21 protein-coding genes are annotated in these 24,636 nt (G+C 28.6%); 4 read left to right on the forward strand and 17 right to left on the reverse strand.

Annotated features, from left to right (window positions below; genetic code table 11):
* Positions 1-28: 28 nt before the first annotated feature.
* The 7 genes from CLFE_RS12590 to CLFE_RS12620 form a co-directional block, all read right to left on the reverse strand.
* Positions 29-1,318, reverse strand: coding sequence for a methyl-accepting chemotaxis protein (locus CLFE_RS12590; RefSeq protein WP_077894091.1), 1,290 nt, complete (start codon positions 1,316-1,318; stop codon positions 29-31).
* Between the two features lie 124 nt (positions 1,319-1,442).
* Positions 1,443-2,081 carry an epoxyqueuosine reductase QueH gene (locus CLFE_RS12595; RefSeq protein WP_077894092.1) on the reverse strand — a complete coding sequence of 213 codons (639 nt, stop codon included), beginning with the start codon at positions 2,079-2,081 and terminating at the stop codon, positions 1,443-1,445.
* 170 nt (positions 2,082-2,251) lie between these two features.
* Positions 2,252-3,109 (reverse strand): SDR family oxidoreductase, encoded by an 858-nt coding sequence (locus CLFE_RS12600; RefSeq protein WP_077832981.1) that lies wholly within the window; start codon positions 3,107-3,109, stop codon positions 2,252-2,254.
* 196 nt (positions 3,110-3,305) lie between these two features.
* A complete protein-coding gene (locus CLFE_RS12605) occupies positions 3,306-4,418 on the reverse strand; it encodes a 4-hydroxybutyrate dehydrogenase (RefSeq protein WP_077894093.1) in 1,113 nt (370 codons plus the stop codon).
* A gap of 167 nt (positions 4,419-4,585) precedes the next feature.
* A complete protein-coding gene (locus CLFE_RS12610) occupies positions 4,586-4,993 on the reverse strand; it encodes a YjdF family protein (protein WP_077832983.1) in 408 nt (135 codons plus the stop codon).
* Positions 4,994-5,191: 198 nt separating this feature from the next.
* A complete protein-coding gene (locus CLFE_RS12615) occupies positions 5,192-7,189 on the reverse strand; it encodes a fructose-1,6-bisphosphatase (protein WP_077851477.1) in 1,998 nt (665 codons plus the stop codon).
* A 154-nt stretch (positions 7,190-7,343) separates the two neighbouring features.
* Positions 7,344-7,481, reverse strand: coding sequence for a hypothetical protein (locus CLFE_RS12620; protein ID WP_169850973.1), 138 nt, complete (start codon positions 7,479-7,481; stop codon positions 7,344-7,346).
* A gap of 126 nt (positions 7,482-7,607) precedes the next feature.
* On the opposite strand from CLFE_RS12620, the gene CLFE_RS12625 reads away from it, so the two are divergent.
* On the forward strand, positions 7,608-8,045 hold the full coding sequence (locus CLFE_RS12625; protein WP_077894094.1) for a MarR family winged helix-turn-helix transcriptional regulator: 438 nt from the start codon (positions 7,608-7,610) through the stop codon (positions 8,043-8,045).
* A 22-nt stretch (positions 8,046-8,067) separates the two neighbouring features.
* On the opposite strand, the gene CLFE_RS12630 is transcribed toward CLFE_RS12625, so the two are convergent.
* From CLFE_RS12630 to CLFE_RS12655, 6 genes are all read right to left on the reverse strand, one after another.
* The gene (locus tag CLFE_RS12630) at positions 8,068-8,829 is read right to left on the reverse strand and encodes a GGDEF domain-containing protein (RefSeq protein WP_242951655.1); all 762 of its coding nucleotides are present in this window, start codon (positions 8,827-8,829) and stop codon (positions 8,068-8,070) included.
* 572 nt (positions 8,830-9,401) lie between these two features.
* Positions 9,402-10,652, reverse strand: a complete 1,251-nt coding sequence (locus tag CLFE_RS12635; RefSeq protein WP_077832987.1) for an alginate O-acetyltransferase AlgX-related protein — start codon at positions 10,650-10,652, stop codon at positions 9,402-9,404.
* Between the two features lie 21 nt (positions 10,653-10,673).
* A complete protein-coding gene (locus CLFE_RS12640) occupies positions 10,674-12,095 on the reverse strand; it encodes an MBOAT family O-acyltransferase (RefSeq protein WP_077894096.1) in 1,422 nt (473 codons plus the stop codon).
* A gap of 335 nt (positions 12,096-12,430) precedes the next feature.
* Complete coding sequence (locus CLFE_RS12645; protein ID WP_077832989.1) at positions 12,431-13,528, reverse strand: hypothetical protein; 1,098 nt, start codon at positions 13,526-13,528, stop codon at positions 12,431-12,433.
* 14 nt (positions 13,529-13,542) lie between these two features.
* Positions 13,543-15,852 (reverse strand): glycosyltransferase, encoded by a 2,310-nt coding sequence (locus CLFE_RS12650; protein ID WP_077894097.1) that lies wholly within the window; start codon positions 15,850-15,852, stop codon positions 13,543-13,545.
* 374 nt (positions 15,853-16,226) lie between these two features.
* Positions 16,227-16,490 (reverse strand): helix-turn-helix domain-containing protein, encoded by a 264-nt coding sequence (locus CLFE_RS12655; protein ID WP_077832991.1) that lies wholly within the window; start codon positions 16,488-16,490, stop codon positions 16,227-16,229.
* Between the two features lie 151 nt (positions 16,491-16,641).
* On the opposite strand from CLFE_RS12655, the gene CLFE_RS12660 reads away from it, so the two are divergent.
* The gene (locus CLFE_RS12660) at positions 16,642-16,998 is read left to right on the forward strand and encodes a helix-turn-helix domain-containing protein (protein WP_077832992.1); all 357 of its coding nucleotides are present in this window, start codon (positions 16,642-16,644) and stop codon (positions 16,996-16,998) included.
* A 276-nt stretch (positions 16,999-17,274) separates the two neighbouring features.
* Here CLFE_RS12660 and CLFE_RS12665 read toward each other — a convergent pair whose 3' ends face one another.
* A complete protein-coding gene (locus CLFE_RS12665) occupies positions 17,275-18,369 on the reverse strand; it encodes a helix-turn-helix domain-containing protein (protein ID WP_169850974.1) in 1,095 nt (364 codons plus the stop codon).
* A 101-nt stretch (positions 18,370-18,470) separates the two neighbouring features.
* The gene (locus tag CLFE_RS12670; RefSeq protein WP_077894099.1) at positions 18,471-19,049 is read right to left on the reverse strand and encodes a GNAT family N-acetyltransferase; all 579 of its coding nucleotides are present in this window, start codon (positions 19,047-19,049) and stop codon (positions 18,471-18,473) included.
* A gap of 168 nt (positions 19,050-19,217) precedes the next feature.
* Between CLFE_RS12670 and CLFE_RS12675 the strand changes: the two genes are divergently transcribed.
* Both CLFE_RS12675 and CLFE_RS12680 read left to right on the forward strand, forming a co-directional pair.
* Positions 19,218-20,552, forward strand: coding sequence for a glycosyl hydrolase family 18 protein (locus tag CLFE_RS12675; RefSeq protein WP_077894100.1), 1,335 nt, complete (start codon positions 19,218-19,220; stop codon positions 20,550-20,552).
* Positions 20,553-20,735: 183 nt separating this feature from the next.
* Positions 20,736-22,532, forward strand: a complete 1,797-nt coding sequence (locus tag CLFE_RS12680; protein ID WP_077894101.1) for an urease accessory protein UreH domain-containing protein — start codon at positions 20,736-20,738, stop codon at positions 22,530-22,532.
* A 20-nt stretch (positions 22,533-22,552) separates the two neighbouring features.
* Here CLFE_RS12680 and CLFE_RS12685 read toward each other — a convergent pair whose 3' ends face one another.
* Both CLFE_RS12685 and CLFE_RS12690 read right to left on the reverse strand, forming a co-directional pair.
* A complete protein-coding gene (locus CLFE_RS12685) occupies positions 22,553-23,929 on the reverse strand; it encodes a sensor histidine kinase (protein WP_077832997.1) in 1,377 nt (458 codons plus the stop codon).
* Positions 23,926-24,609, reverse strand: a complete 684-nt coding sequence (locus tag CLFE_RS12690; RefSeq protein WP_077894102.1) for a response regulator transcription factor — start codon at positions 24,607-24,609, stop codon at positions 23,926-23,928. The genes CLFE_RS12685 and CLFE_RS12690 overlap by 4 nt, the downstream gene beginning before the upstream one ends.
* Between the last annotated feature and the right edge of the window lie 27 nt (positions 24,610-24,636).

Below are 24,636 nucleotides of genomic sequence, written 5' to 3' on the forward strand. Positions count from 1 at the left end.
ATGAATGGACTCCCTAATGCAAGATTTTTTATACTGTGAATTTTTGTATAATATTCGTTAATTTTTCTGCACTCTGAGCTTGACTTTGAGCCACTTGTGCTACTTGCTCAATAGCCTGAGTTGTTTCCGTTATAGCCCTCTTTATATTACTAGTATGTTCAGCTGTTTTTTCAGCCCCTTCTGCCATAGTTTGTGTAGCTTCACTTACTCCACCAACGGTAGCAGATATTTCTTCTGTCATGGATGCTATTTCCTCTGCCATGCCACTTACAAATTTAGAATCCTTATAATATTCCTCTGCCATTTGTCCAAATTTAATAAACCCTTCAGCCACATTATCTTTTATAAATTTAAGCATATCTTCACTTGTCACAGATGAAGCCTTAAACGCATCATTTACTCTAACTATCATATTTTGTATATTCTCTACTGCCTTTGCAGATTGTTCTGAAAGATCTCTAATTTCATCTGCAACAACAGCAAATCCTCTACCTCTTTCTCCCGCTCTTGCAGCCTCTATAGATGCATTTAGAGCTAAAAGATTAGTTTGCTCTGATATACCTGAAATAGTATCTGCCATTAATTTTATACTATCAACTACTTTGCCTTTTTCTATAACTTCTAAAAGCTCGTCTTCTTTTTCCTTATAAAGTATATTTGCATTTTCTATAGTTTCTTTTGTTTCTTTTCTAATTTTATTGGCTTTTTCCTGTGATTTTGTAGAATTATCGTTTCCTTCTGATGATTTACCACTCAATTCATTTATACTTGCATTAACCTCTTGAATTGAGGCTGTTATTTCTTCACTTGCTGAGCTAGTATCTTCTGCACCTATTACTATTTTATTAGTGGCTTCATCTATAGTTTCTGCTTTAGATGTAATTTCTTCCACATTTGCAGCAAGTTCTTCACTTGCTGAACTTACAATTTCAGATTCACTTATTATGTCTTCTACTATCCCCTTAAGGCTATTTTGACATTCTATTAATGCTTTCTTTACCTTTCCAAACTCATCTTCTCTATCAGTCTTATATTCTTTTGATAAATCTAACTTTGACATTGAATGTGCAAATTCAACTATCTCCTTTAATTGCAAGTGTATATCTCTTGATATTATCACTGCAAAAAATATACTAAAAATTATTCCTACTAATGTAAGAACTATAATAGCTTTATTTAAATTAGAATTATTGCTACGTATATTACTAAAATTGTTATAAAAAACAGAAATTACCCCCACCAATATCAAAAATAAAGTCACTACTAAAAAAGATATTGTTAATTTTGTTCTTACCCTTAAATTTTTTATATACTTCATCTGAACCCCTCCCTTATGTTATACCACACTAATTCTACAATATTATAACATTTTTGTAAACTTATAATTCAGCATTATTTGAAGATTTTGTTCTATATAATCAGTTTTAAAAAAATAAGCACCTTTAAGTGCTCATTTTTTCTTCATTTCTTTCATTTTGTGAGAATATACATCCACAATAATCTTGCCTATATAAATTATATATATTAGAAAGCTCAATAGAACGTTTATAACCATTTTTTTTCTTAAAATCAGAATACAGATATTTAATATTATATTTCTCTCCTATTTTTTCTCCTAGCTCATTTAACTTTTGAGCGTTTTTATATGGACTTACAGATAAAGTAGTTGTAAAGTATTCATATTTTTTTTCTTTAGCCACAAGTGCTGTCTCCATCAGCCTTAATTCATAACATTTAAAACATCTTTCTCCACCTTCTCTATCATTTTCTAACCCCTTAACACATTTATAATATTTTTCAGTATCATAATCTCCTTCTATAAAATCCACTTTATACTTAGTTTTAAATTGAGAAATAAATTCCTTTTCTTCCTCCACTCTCTTCATGTATTCTTCCCTAGGATATATATTAGGATTATAATAAAAAACTGTTATTTTAAAATAGTTTGATAGATATTCAATAACATAAGTACTACATGGAGCACAACAGCTATGAAGAAGTACACTTGGTACTTTATTTTCCTTTAAAATTTCTTCTATTATATCATCTAGCTTTTTTTGATAATTCACTTTCAATTTCATCAATCCTTTAAAGTAATTTTCTTAATCTAAATTATACACCATAAAAATGTCATTATCTTTTGCATTTATTATACTACATTAATAACCTTACAAAAGCAAATTAATATTAATTACTATAAAAATGCCGATTTCACTTTGCTTAGTGAAATCGGCATTTAATACATTGTATTTTAAATTACTATTTCTCCACCATTTACATGGATGGTTTGACCAGTTATATAGGAAGACATTTCAGATGCTAAAAACACATACGCACCCGCACATTCTACTGGTTGACCTGCTCTTTTTAACGGTACATTTTCTCCGAACATTGAAACCTTATTTTCATCAAAGGAAGATGATATTAAAGGCGTCCAGATTGGACCAGGTGCTACTGCATTTACCCTGATTCCTGATTTAATCAAAGAAGTTGATAAAGACTTCGTAAAGGATAAGATAGCACCTTTTGTCATTGAATAATCTATAAGCGCTTCATTACCCTTAAAAGCTACAACTGAAGTTGTATTTATTATACTAGAACCAGCTTTCATTTTACCTATAGCTGCTCTTGTCATATAGAATGTTCCATATACATTAGTTTTAAAGGTTCTGTCAAATTGCTCATTAGATATATCTTCTATACTATTACAAGGATATTGTACCGCAGCATTATTTACTAATATATCAATTTTGTCATATTCTCTTATGGTATTCTCTATGGCATAACTGCAAAAGTCCATATTACCTATATCTCCGGGCATAAGAGTACATTTTCTTCCTAAACCATCTAATATACTCTTTGTATCCTCAGCATCCTGATGTTCATCATAATATATTATAACAACATCTGCACCTTCATGAGCATATGCTACAGCAACTGCTCTTCCTATACCACTGTCGCCTCCTGTAATGATAGCTGTTTTACCTTTTAAAAGTCCTTTTGATTTGTTATAGTTTTTATCATAATACACAGGAGCTGGCTGCATTTCATATTCGTAACCTGGTTGGTGATTTTGGTGCTGTTTTGGAAAAGAAGTTGGAAAATTCATATGAATACCTCCTAAAAATTCAATTCCTTATTTTTTTATTTTATAAGCACTCTTTAAGTATGTCTCAAATTAAGATACACTAATACAAATTTATTATTATACTCATATTTATATTTTCCAATTAAATATTAATTATTCTTATTAATTAATCACTCATTAAGTATATATTTACACCAAAACCATGTTAAAATATTTTTCAATATAGCCTCTCATATATTCCTTTAATATCATCTCTTGATAAAGATACATAATTATTTACAAGAAGTCTTTTTTGTCCTTCTATAACACTGTCTGTAAATTTTTCAATTTCTTCTTTTTTCATACCATATTCTTTAAGAGGCCTTCTTGAAAGAAGGTTATCAAGAATATTATTAAGTTCATCATATACAGAGTTAGAACTACACTTAAGCACATCCTTTAAAATCTTATTCAAATCTTCTATTATTCCTTCAGGTTTAATTTTATTATATACATTAAAAACCTCAGTAAAGAATTGATAATTAGCTTCACCATGAGGAACATGATAAACTCCACCAAGAGGATAAGAAAGTGCATGTACAGCTCCAACTCCGGCATTTCCAAAAGCTATTCCTGCATAATTGCTTCCAACTATAAAATCATCAATAATTTCACTTCTATATTCTTCACCATTTTTAATTATTTCTTTATATCCGTTTATTATTAATTTTATTGCTTCAATACTAAATAATTGAGTAAAATAATTAGCTTTAGGTGATACATAGGATTCTACAGCATGTATTAAAGCATCTATTGAACTTGTAACAAAAAATTTAAAAGGAAGAGTTTTTACAAATTCAGGAATAAACACTGCATAATCTGCATATAGCTCTGGAACTGCAAGTCCCATTTTTGTGCCCTTTGACTTTATTTCAGCTATGGATACATTTGTAACTTCACTTCCTGTACCACAGGTTGTTGGAATTAAAATCAATTCTTTTTCTTTAACTATAGGAACTTTTTTTTCAAATAAATCTAAAGACCTCTCCCTTTTAAGGGCTAAAAGCTTACATATATCTAAAATAGTTCCTCCACCAATTCCTATTATTCTCTTTATTCCTTCCTTATCCATATCTGATACAATTGCATCTATCATTTCATCTGATGGCTCTCCTAAACCATAATCTTTACGGAATACAAATTTAGCTTTTAAATTCAATTTTTCTATAGATCTTTTATATAAAGATTCATCAGTTAAAATAAAATCTCCTACTCCTACTTTAAATTCTTCTGCAAACCCTGAAAAGTCATTGAACTTGTGTATTTCTGGTACCAAACTTACTAATTTCATTTTCTACACCTCTTTTAATTATTTGTTTTATACTACTATAACCCTTCCTATTTCACAATATAACAACTATACAAATAAAAGCTATTTAACTTGTATCTTTTGCACACAAATAAAGGAAGATACATTATTTTGTAGCTTCCTTTTGTTTTCATATTCAACTTAAACTTTTAATGACCCCTTTTTTTCATTTTTTTCTTTTCCTGCTTCAATATAAATTTATTCTCTTCAATTTCTTTTTTTCTTAATTTACTAAAAGTCCTTCTCTCCTCTTTTTTTGCTTCTAAATCAAGTTGCATTGCATTTTGAGCTTTAGTACAAGTGGCCCTTTTTACCTCTTTTTTTATTTTCCTTTGAAGTCTTTTAGGATTTATTTTCTTTTTAATAATTTCTTTTTCTTCTAGAGGTCTAGTAAATTTTAAACCTCTAAAATTATTTAATACAAAATAATATACTTCATAATCTTTAGGTTCTGCACCAAAAACTACTCTAGAAACTTCGTATTTTCCTTCATAATTTCTTTCAAAAACTCCTACCCAAAACGGATTTTCAAAAAATACTTTTAAACTAATATTCATTTTTATTCCCTCGCTAAAATTATATTTTAAAGAGAACGGACAACCCACGAGGGCAGGTTACTGACATTTAAATCATAAATGCGTTTGGACTACCAACCAAAACTGTGTTTTTATCTCTACTTAAATATATTATATCATTTAAATTTAATGTCAAGTACAAAAAAGAGAAGTCATAAAATATAACTTCTCTTATAAATCTTATTTTTTTACAAACTCTTTAATAATTCCTTTTTTATAAGCAAGTAAAAGTAAATTAAGTTCTTCAAGCTGCTTCTTTAAATCCTTACCTACATCTGTATCTCCAACCCTCTTTCTTTTCACTGCCTTTTCAAAGATTACCGTGGAAGATAGTATATCTGTTTCTTCTTTTATTGCTTTTTCTGTTGTTTCAAATAGTTCATGTGATACAAGCTGAAGTCCAAAGGAATTATAAATTAGCGTATATCCTGCGATTCCTGTTTTACTGTGATAAGCCTTTGAGAATCCACCATCAATAACTATTAATTTTCCATTAGCCTTTATAGGATTTTCTCCATTTTTGCTTTCTACAGGAACATGACCATTTATAATATGTGATTGCTCTGACTGTAGTCCAAATTCTTTTAATATGTTGGTGCAGGTTTCTTCTTCATCTCTATAATGATAATAGGGATCTTTTTTTTCAATATGTGCTTTCTTATCATTAATGAAATATCTTTCAAAGGTTGTCATTTTTTCTTTACCAAAGAGAGGTGAAAATGGTCCTGTCCAGAGATACCATATCATATCATCTCCATATTCACTATCTTTTGAATTCTCGTTATAGAAGAACCCCTCTCTGGCTAAAGCATCAAGTTTATCAAGAAGGTTTTTCCCCTTATAATTATGCTTACCAATTAGCACATCCTTAAAACTCCCGTCCTCATTTAAAGGTATGCACCCGTGATATAGTAAATTTGAATTAAATTTCAAGTAAAGACTTCCATGAGAAAATAGAAATCTTACATGCCTATTTAATTTCTCACTATTTATAAATGATAGCTTTAGCTTTCCTATTACTTCTTTTTCCTCAGGTGAAAGCTTATATGGATCATTTTTATCTATAGTTGGGAAATTTGTATCATTTAATTTGTATTTTTTTCCTTCTAATTCTATAGTATTATCTTCAAAATTAATTTTGCTTAAAAGAAGCCTATGTTCCATTTTAAACTCAGGATGTCTTTTTATTACCTCCCCTTCAAGTTTAAATTGTATTATAGAAATTGCCTTGTGCATTTTTCCTATAAGTTCAATTTCTTTCAAATTATATTTTTTGTTTGTCTCTATTTTAGGAGTAAATCTTTCACATTTATCACTTCCGTAAAAATCCATTGCAAAAGTAGCTAGTGGTAATAGATTAATTCCATATCCATCCTCTATGGTTGATAAGTTAGCATATCTAGCTGAAATTCTTACTACATTTGCCATACACACTAATGATCCAGAAGCTGCACCCATCCACAAAATATCGTGATTTCCCCACTGAACATCCACTGCATGATATTCCTCAAGTTTGTCTATTATAATGTCCGCTCTTGGTCCTCTATCAAATATATCTCCTATTATATGAAGTCTATCTATTACAAGCCTCTGTATAAGCTTTGATATTGCTGTTATAAACTCTTTTGCCCTGTCTATACTTATTATAGTTTTTATTATTTCATCATAATACTCCTGCTTATCTACTCCCTTTGGCTGTTCATGCAATAATTCCTCAATTATATATGCAAATTCTTTAGGAAGAGCTTTCCTTACCTTAGAGCGTGTATATTTGGATGAAACATTCCTACAAACTTCTATGAGCCTATATAGCGTTATTTTATACCAATCATCGATATTCTCCTCTTGATTCAACATTATGTCAAGCTTTTGTTCAGGATAGTAGATTAATGTTGCCAGACTCTTTTTCTCGCTTTGCATAAGTCTGTTTCCAAAAATATCATCTATTTTTCTCTTTACTACCCCAGAAGCATTCTTAAGAACATGTATAAATTGCTCATATTCTCCATGAACATCAGATAAAAAGTGTTCCGTTCCCTTAGGCAGATTTAAAATAGCTTGTAAATTGATTATTTCTGTAGCCGCTTCATTGATTGTGGGGTACTGTTTTGAAAGAAGAATTAAATATTTTAAATTCCTTTTAATTTCTTCATTCTTGGTGTTACTTTCTAATAGCATAATAGTTTAACCCTCCATATTTAGTTATATCGTTTGTTGTCTTTAATGGTATTTTATATTATTATGCTTTTACCGTCAACAGGTTAATTTTCTAGCTATTTCAAGGCTTTATCGAAACAATACAGTAAAAATTGTTCTAATAAATATGAATAATTTATTCCTCTATTAATTTTGATATTTCATCTTGAAGTTTACTTAGTTTTGTAATTGTTGTAGATCCTTCTACTACATTTCCCTTGTAACTACTACGATGTATTCCTTCCCTATTTATATTTTCAGTTTGAAATCCCAAAGTTAAATTTTGCGCAATACAATTTTGAAAAATTTTAAATTAAAAAACTTATTAACAAAATTGAATTTTTACTTTATAATAGTATATAATACATTTAATTTGCTAGATAATACAGGGAGGCTACTAATGAAAAATGACGAACAACTTAAATTAAAAAATCAACTATGCTTTTCAATATATGCATCTTCAAGAGCTATAACAAAAATCTACAAGCCTTTTTTAAATAAGCTAAATCTAACTTATCCTCAATATTTGGTTATGCTTGTGTTGTGGGAAGAAAATTCAATAACATTAAAAGACCTAGGTAATAAACTGTACCTTGATTCTGGTACTCTTACACCACTTTTAAAAAGACTGGAAGGCCTCGATTTAATTAGTAGAAAAAGATCTTCAGAAGATGAACGCTTACTTTTTGTTAACATCACTGAAAAAGGTAAAAAATTAAAGGAAAATGCTTTGGATATTCCTATTTGTGTTCTTCAATCAACAAATACAGATATCGAAACCTTAAAAAGAATAAAAACAGATGTTGATATACTTCTTAAAAATTTATCACATCAATAAAACACTGACAGATTTTATTCTGTCAGTGTTTTATATTAGATTTATTAATTCTTTTATCTCTATACATATTTTTATCTGCTTCTAGAAATATTGCTTCAAAGTCTTGTCCATCTCGCTTGTATTTAGCATGTCCTATACTTACGCTAGCATCATATCTCTTAAAATTCTCTCGCACACGCCTTTTTATAAGCTTCTTTATTTCTTCCACTTCACTATCTTTTTCAATCTTTAAAAGTGCAATGAACTCATCTCCACCAATTCTTCCAACAAAGCCGCTGGTTCCAACTACACTTTTTATAACCAATACTGATTCTACTATGTATTTATCTCCTATTGCATGTCCATATTTATCGTTAATTTTTTTAGTTCCATCTAAATCAAATAGCATAATATAAAAATTATTATTCTTAGCTATATTGTTTTGAAAAATTTCATTAATCCCCCTTCTATTGTAAGCTCCTGTCATTTTATCCATATTTGCATCTTCATATAATAAATTTACCGCAACCATAAATTTATTTGATAGAAATATTATAAAAACAACAAAAAATATTGTCCCAACGGTAAAACATGCAGCAAGAATATTTTGTACTTCTATATTTATAAATTTTGCAATAACATCTAAAAACGTTCCTGCCGTTATAAGTCCTACACCTAATAACATTAAAATAAAAATAGGCTTTTTTAAGTTTATTTTTTTTGAAATACTTATTCCAACACATAATAAGTAAATGAAGAAAGTAAATGCAAGTAAAAATACTATAAGCTTCCTTAGTTCAATCATAGTGTGCATCTGTCCTTTTTTATAAATTCACTTTTACAAATTTTATTATATCTATATTGAAAGTACATTTAATTTGTTAAATATAAACTTTTATTATATAATTTAATTCCACTTTATATTGTACACCAAATTTATTAAAAAAACCAAAAAAAATTAGTTTTATTATATTTTTTTTGGTTAATTTGCTATTTATGGATAGATATATTGAACTTTTATCTGCTTACTTCCTTAATTTAAAATTTTCCCTATCTTGTTTATAATTCAAACTTCCAAGGGGGGCTTGGCTTTGGTTTATAGCATAAACTATTGCCATAAATCTCTTCTAATTTAAATTTTTTAAATTTCAACTCATAATTATGTACTGAATTCACAAAATAACCTCCTCACTAACCATGTTTGCATTTAATTAATTTATCTTTATATTATTAACTAAAAATTATCTATTTATAACAACAATTTCTTTGTTATCTCATATTAATTATATTCAAATTATTAAAAGTGCCTAAAATCGACTTGATTTTAGGCACTTTAACTCTAGTTGAACTTTTTATTTTTTACTATATTCTATATAACTATTTCTTCTCATAAAAGTTAAAGAAACTAGTATCTAAATCCTGTGGTGAATAAGATATAAATACATAATTAACCTTTACACTATTCACAAAATCAGGAATACTACCACTGTAGTATCTAGGATCTACTAAATACACATCTGAGCATACTGTAGATAAAAATGCTGCAAGAGGTACTGTTAAAGAATCCTTAACAAAAAGCATCTTAGGTCCATTAGGATTATTCTTATTAGTTATATGAGTAATACCTTGATTACCTAAAAGATACATGGAGTATTTATCAGACTCTGTATCATAATCTTTATATTGACTACTAAAAGGTGATGTTGTTAAAAGCACTTCTTCAAATCTACCATTCATATTAAATATTAATTTTCCTGTTTTACTATAATAATTATATGAAGTTTTAAATTTAGGATATGCTAGTATAAAATCATCATCTCCAGCATATGTAATTCCTGTTTTTCTTGCCATAGAACCAGCAAACGAATCTTTATATGTTATAAAGTTATAATTATCTTTATTAGTATAAAAATTATTTGGATCAAGATTTAGTGAATACTTTTTATCAAATGTATTTACAAGCTGTCCAAATTCCCAAAATACAGTTGGTATCTGCCAATGGTGGTCAGTCCTGTAGAACAGTTTATCTGTAGGTATTCCACTTTTATCTAAATTCTTACGAAGATCAATTGTATCTATATTCTTCTCTTTAAGTATATTTAAAAATTGATCTGTAGTTTCATTTACATAATTGTATGGAATTCCAGTCGGAAATTGTGTTTTGCCTGCAATATACTTATCTGGAGGCATAATATATGCAAACTTTACATTCTTATCTTTAAGTCCGTTTTTAAATGCCTCCGTCCTTCTTGCTAATTCGTATACAGGATTAGCTTGATCCGCAAAATAACTATAATGAAGAATTCCATCTTTATCCTTAACAACTTCAAAGTTTGATTCCTCATTTTTAAACATTAATCTTTGTATATAGCTATATGCATCTACAAATTTATACTTCATAAATACATTATCTTCCATAGCATATTGAATAGAACTTATCGTATCTTTAACCGAAGCAGAAGCTTTTTTTTGAGTTTTATATGCTTCTAGTAAAGGTTTATATGAAACAATTAAATTCTCTATCGAAAATGTAATGAGGAAAATAATGAATATGATAGATGTTATAAATTTTTTACCAAAAATTCCGCTTGTGCTTTTTTCATTGCTCCTCTTCATAATTCTTTTCATTGTATTTCATTACTCCTCTTTTTAAAATTTAAGATATATAAATGGATTATATGTTCCTTTTATTAAATAAGAAATGCATATAAAGAACAAACCTAATACTGCAATAGGATATATTCCATTTAATATTTTATAGCCAGGTGCCTTCTCAAAAACAAGTTTATTTACTTTTTTAGCAATAGGCATTGATAGTATAATTCCAGCTATAAATATAATTGCATTTTCTTTGATGAACATGAAGGTGTAATTACTCCAAAAAGAATTACCTGCTAAACCAAACATAGAAGAAACATATTTACCCGCTTGTATTAAATTGGTTGATCTAAATAAAACCCATCCAAGATTTATTACAAAAAGAGCGTATATATGCTTAATTACAGGATGTATTTTTAAATCATCAAATGAGAATACCTTCTCAAGGGCAATAAATACAAAATTTAAGAATCCCCACATTATAAAGGTCCATTCTGCACCATGCCATACACCTGTACTAACCCATACTATAAATAAATTTCTTATAAGCTTATCTTTGTTATCAACTCTTGAACCACCGAGTGGAATGTAAATATAATCTCTAAACCAAGAACTCAAAGATATATGCCATCTTCTCCAAAATTCTGTTATGGATTTTGATATATATGGATAATCAAAGTTTTCATCAATTTTAAATCCAAACATAAGTCCAAGACCTATAACCATATCTGAATATCCTGAGAAATCAAAAAATATTTGTAGTGTGTATGCGATAGATCCTAGCCAAGCTAAAGTAACTGGTACTGATCCATTTGAACTCATTGTAAAAACTTTATCAGCTATAACTGCAACACTGTTTGATATTATAACCTTTTTACCTAAACCAGTAAGAAATCTACAACATCCTACAGAAAATTTTTGCCAACTATGTTCCCTATTCTTTATTTGTTCTCCAACTTTAACATAACGTGAAATAGGTCCTGAAATAACTTCTGGGAAGAAGGCTATATACAATCCAATATTTAAAGGATTTTTTTCTGCTTGCACTTTATTTCTATAAACATCTACCACATATGATATTGACTTAAATGTAAAATAAGATATACCTATAGGAAGTGCTATACTAGGAATAGTAAGCTTATGCCCACCTACTTGATTTATGTTTTTTACAACAAAGCCTAAATATTTAAATACAAATAACATACCGAGATTATACGCACAGGTTACAAATACAATAAATTTAGGAGCAAATTTTCTTTCCCTAAATTTCCCCACTAAGAGACCCAAAATATAATTTACAATTATGGATATAACCATAGTTCCTAAGAAACCAAAATCACCCCATGCATAGAAAACCAAACTTGCCAAAAGTAAAACTACATTCTGTAATCTTCTTGAAAAAGAACAAATATAGTACAAAAGCAAGACTGCTGGGAAAAAGTAAAATAAAAAAACAATACTTGAAAATAACACTATTTATCTCTCCTTATTATTTTTAGGTATAAGTATATGAAGTATATCGTAATCCCATTTTCACATAATTAAGTACACTAAAATAAACTTTAAGTACTTAAAAAAATTGTGATTTTAAGCTTGCTTTATTACGTTTTATTCTACAATAAATTATCCAATCGGAGCCAATTTGATTACTGCCAAACTCTCCTTTAACTTTAGATTAAATATTGATTTGCCAACTTTATATTTTGAAAAGTTGTCTTCATACACAAAATATTTGTCGCACTTTTAAATTTTCACCCTTTTAAAGGATAAATTTTAAACACTGCAGTTAGATTTTCCTTTAAAACTTGCTATGACTCATTATCTTCAGCGAATCTTTTTCTCCAAAACATAAATAAACCACCAAATGCTGCAAATATTACAACAAAAAGAATTCTTATAGTGTTCATTGTATATCCACTTAAAATAAATTTATAAAATCCGGTCATCAAACTTGGTACTTTGGAAGGATCAGGCAAGCTTTTTCCCTTAACACTTAAAGTCCAAGAATTATAGAGTCTCACTCTCTTAATTTCTGCTAAATTATTATTTATAAGCACAAGTATACTTATATTTTGAGGCTTTACTCTCTTATTTATTATAAGTCTACCTTCATTTGTTATCTTAATTCCATCTACTGGATTTTCAATACTATATTTAATATTTTTAGTATCCAATTTAGGAGCTGTTGCCTTATATAGTGATATTGACTCACCTAAAACAGGTATTTGAACATCAGAATCTCCTGATAATTCAAAATCAGTCTTACCGTCTTCGTATATATCACCAGATTTACCAAGTAAACCCACTGAGTTTATCTCAAAATCTTTTGATTCATTTTCTTGCATAGTTGCTACTAGTGCCCAAGAAGCTACATTTGTAAGCTCGTATTTTGTTTTATCTTTAACATTACCATCTACTTGCAAATTTTCTAAAGGTATATATACTTTTCCTGAGAAGCCTTTGGGAACTTCAAATTCTCCATAAGCCGTTCTAACTCTTTTCACCAAATTACTTCCATCTTGCTTCATCATTACAAAACCATTATCAGAAACAGCAATTTTTGTACCATCCTGCAATTGTGAAACAAAATTCATTAATATGGCATCTTTAGATTTATTCTTAATATTGAAGGAAAATTCACCACTATTTGACCAATTAGCACTTATTACCTTATATATAACTGATGAATAATATCCTTTTTTTAACTTCTGTGAATTAGCAGTAACCTCTATTGAATCACCAGCTGCATTAGGTGTAATTTTTGTATTTGCATTACCTGCAATTTTAGTATCTTCTAAAGAAAGATTAGCTGCACGCATTGGTCTTGCAAATATACTGCTACCAGTAATTAAAAATATCACAGAAAAAGATACTAATAATTTTCTGCATACTTTATTAAAAGCCATGTTATACCTCCATTTTACAAATATGCCATTTCATTGAGCTCATCAGAAGGGCCTGCCTTCTTTTTCTTTTTAATCTCTATTTTCTTCATAGTTTCATATTCATTTGCCCAATTATTTAATGCTTTCTGAAGCTCTGTGTTGTCAGAAATTTCATCATAATTATCAATTCTATAAAGCTTAATAGATTCCTCAAATGGTTTTTTTGTTTTATTATTATTAGTTTCGTAATCCATCTTTTTCTCAAGTGAACACTTAAGTATAGTATCTGGCAAAATAGAAATATTAATATGCTTTACATTGTTATATTGAGAAGCAGTTTTTATAAGTGCATATGCATAATCAAAATTTATAATTTCTAATTCTCCACATTCTCTGGATTCTAATTTTTTTCTTATCTCAAGTCTTGGATGCTTTCTATTAAATTGATTAACCTTTTTACTTCTAGTTAAAACATTAAGTCTTATATCATCAAATATACTATTACTTTTACTAATGTATTTAGGAAGTACAGGTGGTCTATCATATATTACATAAAGAAGTTGCTTGTAATTTTCTTCTGAAATATCAATTATTTTAAAAGCATATTTCCATTTATCTTGAAGCCTATCTACATGAACAACCTCTGCTTCAAAAGTACAAGAATACCTGTCTGTATCAAGCTTAATTTCAACTGAATTATTTTCGTATACATCTATTGGTGCATCTAAAACAACTGAAACTCCGCCCTCAGAAATATCTTTTGTTTTACCTTTTACTTCTACGCCTTTTTTATTAATGCTACAATCTATGCTAACGTTAGCTCTCTCAGATTTTCTATGTGGAGTTCTACCAAGCATAAAGAATACTGACATTAATATATTATATAAATTAGCTATTAACCAAAATAATACCACCGAATACGCTAAAGTATCTTTTGTAAAAATTAATCTAAAACAATTTATTATTCCAAGAAAAGATAAAATTACAAGAATAATATGAGGAATTGCTTTCTTCCTCTGATAAGACTTGTCACTAACTGCCCCACCTTTTCTGGTTACAGCAAATTTGTTCTGTGATATTCCTATAGTTTCTAAAATTACTGGTAATATTAGCGAAGGAAACAAAATAGTATCATATATACTTGTCCATTTGTTAGTTCTTATATTTTTTGATAATCCTTTAAGAGATGCATTTGTTAATAAATACATTGGAAGCCAAAATACAAGAACCTGCCATAAATTACACTTAACAACTATTACTCCAAATACGGAAAATAGTATAGGTGAAAGAATATATATAAGCCTTTTTATTCCAGAAAACCAATATGAAATAGATGATAAGTAATTTAACTTTTGCTTTAAAGTTAAGCCTTTTATCATAAGTATGTTCAAACGCTTTCCTGTTTGTATACATCCTCTAGCCCATCTTTCACGCTGTTTTACAAGTCCTTTTAAGTCTTCTGGTGCTAAACCTGATGCGTGTATTTCATCTATTGCATAACAATGATATCCTTTGCTTTCAATATATATTCCTGTTGCAAAGTCTTCAGTTATTGCTTCTGTATAGAATCCTCCAACATCATTCAATGCTTGTCTAGCTATTACAGTATTAGTACCACCATAAATTACAGAATTAGTCTTATTCCTTGAAACTTGAATATCTCTATAAAAATAATCTTGCTCATTTGGTATTCTATTTTCTGAAAACAAATTATATTGGAATAAATCAGGATTGTAAAAACTTTGAGGGGTCTGAATAAATCCAACCTTTTCTTCTGTAAGAAAATATGGTACACATGCCATTAAAAAGTCATGCATAGGAATCATATCAGCATCAAAGGTTGCAATCAATGGTGATTTTGAATGTGCCATGGCATTATTTAAGTTACCTGCCTTTGAACCTTTTCTCTCAGTTCTTGTTATGTAGTTTATTCCCATATGATCAGCAAGTTCTTTCATTTCAGGTCTATTACCATCGTCACATAAATAAATATGTACTTTTTTCTTATCAGGATAGTCCATGTTGACACATCCGTTTATTGTTTTATACAACAATTCTCTAGGTTCATTGTAAGTAGCAATAAAAACATCAACATCTGGAAATAAGTCTTCTGAAACCTTTGGTCTTTCAGGCTGTTCTATGCTAGACATATTGTAAAAGTGAACTGCTGCCTCAAACATACCCATTATTTCAACAACTAAAAGTATTATTGCAGCCACAAGAGATACTATTGTACCTCCTAAAGGTAATGTGCAAGTAATTCTCCATATAAGATAAATTATAGTAAAGATTACTGTGCAGCAAATTAAAATTCTTTCATTACTCTTTTGCTTCTTCAATTTCATAATTCACTCTAGTTTTCAGTTTATACATATCAGTAATATCTAAAAACCAAAAGTTCCCACCTTTCGTTTGTTTGCTCAATGTTTTTTAATAAAACCTCAATTTTATAAATAAAAATTTAATAATCAAATAAAAAAAACCTTATAAAAGTAGCCACCTTAACTAAATTCCTCAGTTTAAATCCCACAATAGATAGTTAAGTTAGACACCCTATAATTAAGAGCAAATTTTTAGTTCTGTTAACATTTTTAGTATTTTCAACAATATTTATCATTTCTATCTTCCATCTAGGTATTAATATTCAAATCGTGATTTTTAAATATTTTTATTTTATCTTTTTTATTCAACTATTTTTTATTTGAGCAAATTCAATTTTTTAAGTTTTTTGTAAATTGTTACTATTCATACTCACATAAGGGTTGTCCTTCTTGTTTAATTTCAATATTTCTTTAAGGGTTAATCCTGTAGCGTTGCATATTCCTGCAACTTCATCTCCATAAACTTTACGAGAGTTATTGTTAAGTATTTCAGTAAATACATGTTTATTTATTCCAGCTTTGCTTGCAAGTATGTTTGGGTTAATAAAATTATCCTGCATATACTTCTTCAATTCAATCTTAAATTGCTCGTCAAATGTCATATTATGTCCCCCCCTTCTAAAAATTGTTGAATACAATAATATAATACTCTAAAATTTGCTGTTTTTCAATATTTTTTCGTTATTTTGTTGAATTTATGTTGACATTGAATATTTGAGTAGATTAAAATAATGGAATGGAGGTGATTTTTAAATGTTTAAGCATGAAATAGGCCGCAAATTAAAGGCAGCTCGCGAAAACGCAAATTTAAAACAATCCGAAGTAGCCAAAATAATTGGTTCTACTTTTCAAAAAATAAGTAGTTTCGAAACAGGACGTACACGTGTTGATCTTGAAACTTTAATTAGGCTATGTGAAATTTATAATGTTGATGCCGATTATATCCTATCTACAGATCAAAAAAATTCAAATAACATAACTTTAAAACCAGAAGAATCAAATTTAATAATAAAACTTCGTCAATTACCCGATTCTGTGAAAGAAGATATTACAGATTTTGTAAATATGAAATACAATAAACTCACTATTTCTTTTTTAAAAAACAAGTAAAGACACTTTTTATTATTTTTTTCGTTTTAATATTACATAAGTTTATATGTTTTTTTTATTTTTGCACTATTTCGTTTTGTTTTTATTATTAATTTTAACATACATTAAAATTTTTCGCACTAATTAAAATATTAATATTTTTGTTTAAATAAAATTGTGATCGTATTCATTTTAAAATATTTATCGCAAAATATAATCAGCGAGAATTTCTTATAAAAATTCTCGCTGATTATATTTTTTATTTTAATTAACTTTACTAAGATACCTATTATTTATTTAAACTTTAGCATACCTTTTATTAAGCCTCTCTATCTCTTCAATTACATTTTTAAATGCTACATCATCTCTGAGTAAGTCAAAATCTTTTTCCTCTAAAGTTTTTAGTACAGATTCATACATATTTATTTTCACATCAACCTCATGATCTTTTATCTCATCAAAACAATCTATAGAGGCTAAATTTTGAGGTTTATTTATATTAGTTCTCTTCATAAAATCTAGCATTCTATTTATAGCTTCCATTGACTTTTTCTTTTCATTAAATTTCAAATATACCTTAGCAAAATACATGTGATAAAAGCTTAAACCAGTTACAAAATCTCCGTGAGGCGAAAATGCTTCTTTTATATTTAATAGTAGACTGTAATACCTATCTATTTTTTCTAAGTTTTTTTCTTTTTCATAAGTTTCACATATTCCCATACAACATGTAGTAGAATAAACCATATTTCTATAAAAATCTGTTTGATATATTTCTCGTGCTTTTTTAAATTCATTTTTTGCGGAATAAAGATTTGCAAGTGCAATATTAGGATTAAGCTCACCTTTATTCATTCTATTTAATGCTTTTTCAGCTTTATCAAACTCTCCAAGTGAACTATACAATACACCCATCTGATAAAGAGCTTGTTCAATCAAATGAGATTTATTTGAATTTTCTATTATATCCTCAAATATTTCAATACAATACTTTTTCATTTCTTTTTCATCCATAGCATAAGAATACATGTAAAATAATGCTGCTATTTTTAATTTCAAGTCATAACAACAATTATATTTTTTCACATATTTATTGCTTATATTTATAGCCTTTTCTATATTACCAGTTGCAAACAAGGTTTGACACTCTTCAAATATAGTTTTTATTTCTTTTTTTGAAAGCTCAATTTTGTAACTTAAAAGAAAATCTATTGAAACTCCAAAAAAATGTGCAAGCTTAGGTAATAATGTTATATCTGGATATGAGGTGCTACTCTCCCACTTTGATACTGCCGCTGTAGATACACCCATAAAAGTCCCAATCTCATCTTGAGTTATGCCTCTATCCCTTCTTAATTTTGATATAACTTCTCCTATTTGTAATCTATTCAATCTAATCACTCCTACTAATATTTTTTGGAATTCCATGTTCATAGTATATCTCATTAAGCTTAATTTCTAAATAGAAGCATAGTTAAATTTAAAATAAAAACTTAACCATTAGTTAAATTGATAAATTCTTTGTAACTAATTATGTAAGACGGATGATATAATCCTGTTGGCTTATAAAACTCATCCTTAATATAAGTAAACCCTAATTTTTTTATAAGCTTTTCTGATGCTGTATTCTTAGGATTGTGTCCTACAAAAATTTCTTTAGCTTTTACTTCTTTGAAAGCATATTTCATAACCAATATGCAAGCTTCCATAGCTATTCCCCTACCCCAATATTCTTCCTTCAAATGTACTCCCATCTCAAAAATCTTATTTTTAATATTATATGGATGTAGTCCACAAACCCCAACATTTTCTCCTGTAGCTTTAATGAATATAGGCCAATACTGAACTTTGTTTTCTTTGTAGGTTTCTATTTCCTTTATAAGCCTTTTTTCAATATCTGAACTTGACATTTTGCCACTTGCTGTAATATACTTTGTAATTTTGCTATTTCCCCAAAGTTCTGTAGCATTTTTCAAATCACATCTTTTCCAAATTCCAAATCCTAATCTATCTGATACTATAAAATATTTATTATTAGCTACTTTTTCTTTATCAAAATTATTCTTAATCATAATAACCTCCTTTTATAAATTATATAATTTCTATTTTATTCTCTTTATTCATCTCCTGCAATTTTCTTCTTCGTATAATTGGAAAGTATTCCGTAAGTTACCTCGTATATCTTATTGAATACTTATACGATATATAATTATTATATAATATAAGGAGGAAAATCTATTTTGAATACTCCAAGAAAATTTTTAATCCTTGTGGTAATAATCAATATTCTGATTTTCAACACTACACTTACACTTGCAAAGCCCCTTATGAAAACTTCAACTCCAAGTGTGCCAGCAGCTCCTAATAGTTTAACTTATTCTTCTGTAACAACAAATAGTGTAACCTTAAATTGGAATAAGGTTTCTGGTGCATCAGGCTATAGAATTTACAGAGCTTTGTCTAATGATTCAAATTATAGTTTAGTAACTACAATTTCAACTAACACATACACAAATATTTCATTAACACTTAATACTAAATACTGGTATTTTGTACAAGCTTATAATCCATATGGTACCTCACTTGATTCTACACATATAAGTATTACAACTGATTCTGAATTATTAACTACAAAAAAATTAGTACTTGGATTCACAACCTATTATTATTCTGGAGATACCTCTTCATATAATTCAATAGTATCAAACGCAAGCAGTATTGATGAAATTGCAACACATACTTACTTAACAGATGGTAGTGGAAATATTTCGGGAATAGTTCCAACAAATCAAATAAACTATTCAAATAGCAATGCAATTAAAACTTTGGCTACAGTTCAAAATAACTTTGATGGTGCTATTTCAAAAAACTTACTTGAAAGCAGTACAAATAGACAAACATTAATAGGTAATATATTAACTTCTTTAAAAAACAATGGGTACAAAGGCGTTAATATAGATTTGGAGGGTGTTTATTATTATGATAGAAGCTATTTAACAACTTTTATGAATGAACTTTATTCTACACTTAAACCACAAGGCTTCTATGTAACTATCTCTGTTCCTGCAAAAACAAGTGATAGTCCTAATGCTTCTTGGAATGGTGCTTTCGATTATGCTAGCCTTTCTAAAGCAGCTGATCAAGTTATATTAATGGCTTACGATGAACACTATAGTGGGGGGACACCTGGTCCTATAGCTTCAATTGGTTGGACACAAAATGTAGTCAAATATGCCTTAACAGTTATCCCAAAAGAAAAAATTTTATTAGGATCTGCTGCCTATGGCTACGATTGGTATTCTAACCAAGCTAAAGCATACAGTATTTATGGAATTTATAACTTATCATCAAAATATAATACACCTATAAACTGGGATTTAACGTCCAAGTCTCCCTATTTCTACTACACCGATTTAAATGGAATAAATCATAGTGTGTGGTTTGAAAATGCCGAGAGTCTTAACTATAAACTAGATTTGGTAAACACTTACGATTTGGGAGGACTTGCTATATGGAGACTAGGTCTTGAAAATAGTGATTACTTTACAAGTATCAAAACAAAATTTAATAGGTAACCCTCTAATGGCTGCAAAATTTAATGCAGCTATTTTTAATTTTATCTATTTAAATTCCAATATACTTTTTTATTGTCAAGTATTTCTATAACTTAACATTTCTTTATAAAATCTACACAACTATTTAATACAATTAGTTTATAAAATTGATTACTATAATTAATTAAATTTTGGAGGTTTCGAATGAGTATTAAAAAAAGTACCATAAAGGTATATGATATGACCTGTTCTTCTTGTGAAAAGAAAATTGAAAAAGCATTAAAAAATCTTTCTGGCATTACTTACGTTAAAGCTAATTTTATCAAACAAACTGTTACTGTAGAGTACAACGATGATATCTGCACTTTGGCTATGATTAAAACTTCAATAAATAATGTAGGCTATAGAACGGAAACTAAAAATATTTATAAAATAATTGGATTTATCTTCATTGCTCTTTTTATGATTTACATGAGTAATTCAGCTTCAGGCTTTGATATAACTTCAAAACTAAATGGAGCTACATATCTTATAATATTCTTTGTAGGAGTATTAACCTCAATCCACTGTGTTGGTATGTGCGGTGGTATAATGCTTTCTCAAAGCATTAGTAAAGAAACCAATAAGCCTTCCTCTATAAAATCAACTATTTTCTATAATAGTGGAAGAATTTTATCCTATACTATTATGGGTGGACTAGTTGGTGCATTTGGTTCTGTATTTAATCTATCATTAGGTTTAAAATCTGCCCTACAAATATTTGCTGCCGTATTTATGATTATTATGGGACTTAACATAAGTGGTTTTAGCTTTTTTAGAAGAATTCAGCTAAAACTTCCTTTCTCAAAATATGTATTTAAAAAAGCTCCTAAAACACCATTTTTTATTGGAATGCTAAATGGCTTGATGCCTTGTGGTCCTCTGCAAACTATGCAGCTTTATGCTCTAAGCACAGGAAGTCCTTTAAAGGGAGCTATTTCTATGTTTGTTTTTTCTCTAGGTACTATTCCCTTAATGCTAACCTTCGGTGTGTTTTCTTCGTATATAAGTAAAGGAAGTACAAAAACCTTATTGAAATTTAGTGGTGTACTTGTAATGGCTTTAGGTATTATAATGGGCTTACGCGGATTAGCTCTCGCTGGTATAAATGTTCCTACTGTCAACAGCATAAGTGCCTCTGTACTGGCCTCTTCATCCTCAAATAAAAGTACTGACTCTAATTCCAAAGCAAAACTGGTAAATGGAGTACAAGTAATTAAAATGACTGCTGATGAAAATGGTTATACGCCAAATGGACTATATGTTGAAAAAAATAAACCTGTAAAGTGGATTATATACGGAAAATCTTTAAATTCCTGTAATGGAACTGTTGAAATTCCATCACTAAATAAAGAGATGGTTTTAAAGCCTGGTGAAAATATAATTGAATTCACACCAAAAAATAATGATATTTCCTTTAGTTGCTCAATGGGCATGATTAGAGGAGTAATCAAAGTTGTAGATAATTTAGCTTCAGTAGATACCTCTAAAAATGATTCTTCAATTCCAAAGTCGAATGGTTCAATGAGCTGTTGTACTGGAAATTCTTCCTCCTCTAATTCTAGTATTTATGGAAATGATTTATCAAAGGTTCCTACAGCTACTCTAATTAATAAGGCTAGTATATCTCAAAATGTTCAAACTTTAACACTTACAGGTAAAGGATATGAGTTCAAACCTCTTATAGCCGTATTAAATAAAGCTATAGACACAAATTTAACCTTAGATTTAAGTAATTTTGATAATCCTAGTGGCGAATACTCCATAATAAATCTTACTACACAAGAAACTGTAACCACATTTAATTACGACAAATCGCCAATTAATGTAACTTTTAAAATAAATTCAAGCGGACGATATGGAATAACAAAAAGTGGCAGTTTATTAGAAGTAATAGAAGTAGTTGATGATTTGAATACTGTAGATTTAGAACAAATTAGATCAAAATATTTAGGCAACTAATTTAAGGCAGGGAATATTGTTTAACTATTCCCTGCTTTAAATTTAGAAAAGTATACTATAAATTCAGAACCGTATCCTTCTTTGCTTTCAACATTAATATCTGCTGAATGAAGATCTAATATGGTTTTTACAATTGCCAAACCTATTCCATTTCCTAATGCTTTATGTCTGCTTTTATCTCCTCTATATAATCTTTCAAATACATATGGTACATCTTCCTCTTTTATTCCAATGCCATTGTCTTTAATCTTAAAAATCACCTTATCTCCATTTTCTTCAAGTGAAATCCATATATCTCCTTTGTCTTTATTAAATTTTACAGAATTTGATAACAAATTTACAAATACTTGTTTCAGTTTGTTGTAATCTCCTAAAGTGCTATAATCACCCTTAGCCACATCTAAATGAATTTTTATGTTTCTCTTTTTTGCTATATTATTAAACTCATTGCATACTATTTTAACTAAATCATCTAAAAATAGCTTATCCATATTTAATGATGTCTGCTCTGCTTCAAACTTTTTAAGTAAATCTAAATTATTTAAGAGCTTTCCAAACCTTATTACCTCTTCATTTAGTTTATTTAACCTTTCACCAGTAACTGGTATTACTCCATCTATCATAGCTTCTAAATTATTTTGTAGTACATTTAAAGGAGTTCTGATTTCATGAGATATGTCTGATACAAGCCTTCTTCTTAATAGATTTTGATGTTTTAATGTGCCACCAAGCATATTAATGCTTTTAATAAGATCATTTATTTCAACAATATTGCTTTTTACTTCGGATCTAAATTCATAATTCCCCTTTGAAAATTGAACTGAGGTCTCTGAAACCTTCTTAATTGAAAACGAAACACCTTTAGATACAAGTAAACTTAATATTGCTACTATAACAATGGCTATAAATACGCTTAAAATTATACCTTGGTTTATTGAGTTTTTAAAATTAATATCTGCCTCTGATAATATTACTGCATGATATTGCCCAATTACAGCATACCCAACTATTCTTTTATTGACCTTTATGGGCAACGTTTTAGAGCTATACACTCCACTATTTTCAGTTTTCATAATCCAATGATTACTATTTTTAATATCATTCGGATTCATACCCCAAATAACTTTTTTTGAACCATCAAGTAAAGTTAGACAATAATCACTCATATAAGCTTCGTGCATCATTTCACTTCCTGAATTTTGCGTCCACCTTTTATCCCTTTTATAAATTTCCTCAAAATAACTTACAATTCTTATATCTCTTTGCTTTTGAATATCAATCATATATTTATCAAAGGTAGTTTTCATAGCTATATTTACAAAAATGGCTGATAAAATTACCCCTGCCATTGTACAGATTATTAATATAGTACTAACTTCCCTTCTTATACTTCTCATAAAATATCACCACCAAATTTATATCCAAGCTTAGTAACGGTTATAATATATTTGGGGTTTCTAGTATCTTCCTCTATCTTTTTCCTTATATTTTTTATATGAACATCGATGGTCCTATCTGTACCATCGAAATCTATACCAAAAACTTTTTCAATCAACCTTTCTCTGCTTAAAACTCTACCTTTACTCAAAACCAGTGCATATAATATATCAAATTCATTAGGTGTTAAGCTTATTTCATTATTATTAACTACTACCATCCTTTTATCACTGTAGATCTTTAAATTTCCATTATCAAGGATAATTACTTCTTCCTTATCATAAAGTCGTCTAAAAAGAGCATTTACTCTTGCTATAAGCTCTCTTGGACTAAATGGTTTTAGTAAATATTCGTCTGCTCCCATATTCAATCCTTCTATCCTATCCTTTAAAGAAACCTTAGCTGTTAAAATAAATATATATACATCTGAAATTCTTCTTAGTACTCTACAAACTTCTTCACCATCAATATCTGGAAGCATCAAGTCTAAAATAACTAATTTAAATTTCACTTTTTTAAATAATTCAATAGCCTCTATTCCTTGTGTTGTTGAATATACCTTATATCCTTCTTTTTTTAAATATGCCTCTATAATTTCAAGTACGTTTTCTTCATCTTCAACTACTAATATATTTTTCACAAAGTTCACCTCTATTTTATATATGAT

Source organism: Clostridium felsineum DSM 794, assembly GCF_002006355.2.
In the GTDB taxonomy this organism is placed as follows: domain Bacteria; phylum Bacillota; class Clostridia; order Clostridiales; family Clostridiaceae; genus Clostridium_S; species Clostridium_S felsineum.

Bases quoted from the DNA above. Each gene is read 5' to 3' on its own strand.
- CLFE_RS12590 (WP_077894091.1), bottom strand. From the start codon at position 1,318: ATGAAGTATATAAAAAATTTAAGGGTAAGAACAAAATTAACAATATCT.
- CLFE_RS12595 (WP_077894092.1), bottom strand. From the start codon at position 2,081: ATGAAATTGAAAGTGAATTATCAAAAAAAGCTAGATGATATAATAGAA.
- CLFE_RS12600 (WP_077832981.1), bottom strand. From the start codon at position 3,109: ATGAATTTTCCAACTTCTTTTCCAAAACAGCACCAAAATCACCAACCA.
- CLFE_RS12605 (WP_077894093.1), bottom strand. From the start codon at position 4,418: ATGAAATTAGTAAGTTTGGTACCAGAAATACACAAGTTCAATGACTTT.
- CLFE_RS12610 (WP_077832983.1), bottom strand. From the start codon at position 4,993: ATGAATATTAGTTTAAAAGTATTTTTTGAAAATCCGTTTTGGGTAGGA.
- CLFE_RS12615 (WP_077851477.1), bottom strand. From the start codon at position 7,189: ATGCTATTAGAAAGTAACACCAAGAATGAAGAAATTAAAAGGAATTTA.
- CLFE_RS12625 (WP_077894094.1), top strand. From the start codon at position 7,608: ATGAAAAATGACGAACAACTTAAATTAAAAAATCAACTATGCTTTTCA.
- CLFE_RS12630 (WP_242951655.1), bottom strand. From the start codon at position 8,829: ATGATTGAACTAAGGAAGCTTATAGTATTTTTACTTGCATTTACTTTC.
- CLFE_RS12635 (WP_077832987.1), bottom strand. From the start codon at position 10,652: ATGAAAAGAATTATGAAGAGGAGCAATGAAAAAAGCACAAGCGGAATT.
- CLFE_RS12645 (WP_077832989.1), bottom strand. From the start codon at position 13,528: ATGGCTTTTAATAAAGTATGCAGAAAATTATTAGTATCTTTTTCTGTG.
- CLFE_RS12650 (WP_077894097.1), bottom strand. From the start codon at position 15,852: ATGAAATTGAAGAAGCAAAAGAGTAATGAAAGAATTTTAATTTGCTGC.
- CLFE_RS12655 (WP_077832991.1), bottom strand. From the start codon at position 16,490: ATGACATTTGACGAGCAATTTAAGATTGAATTGAAGAAGTATATGCAG.
- CLFE_RS12660 (WP_077832992.1), top strand. From the start codon at position 16,642: ATGTTTAAGCATGAAATAGGCCGCAAATTAAAGGCAGCTCGCGAAAAC.
- CLFE_RS12670 (WP_077894099.1), bottom strand. From the start codon at position 19,049: ATGATTAAGAATAATTTTGATAAAGAAAAAGTAGCTAATAATAAATAT.
- CLFE_RS12680 (WP_077894101.1), top strand. From the start codon at position 20,736: ATGAGTATTAAAAAAAGTACCATAAAGGTATATGATATGACCTGTTCT.
- CLFE_RS12685 (WP_077832997.1), bottom strand. From the start codon at position 23,929: ATGAGAAGTATAAGAAGGGAAGTTAGTACTATATTAATAATCTGTACA.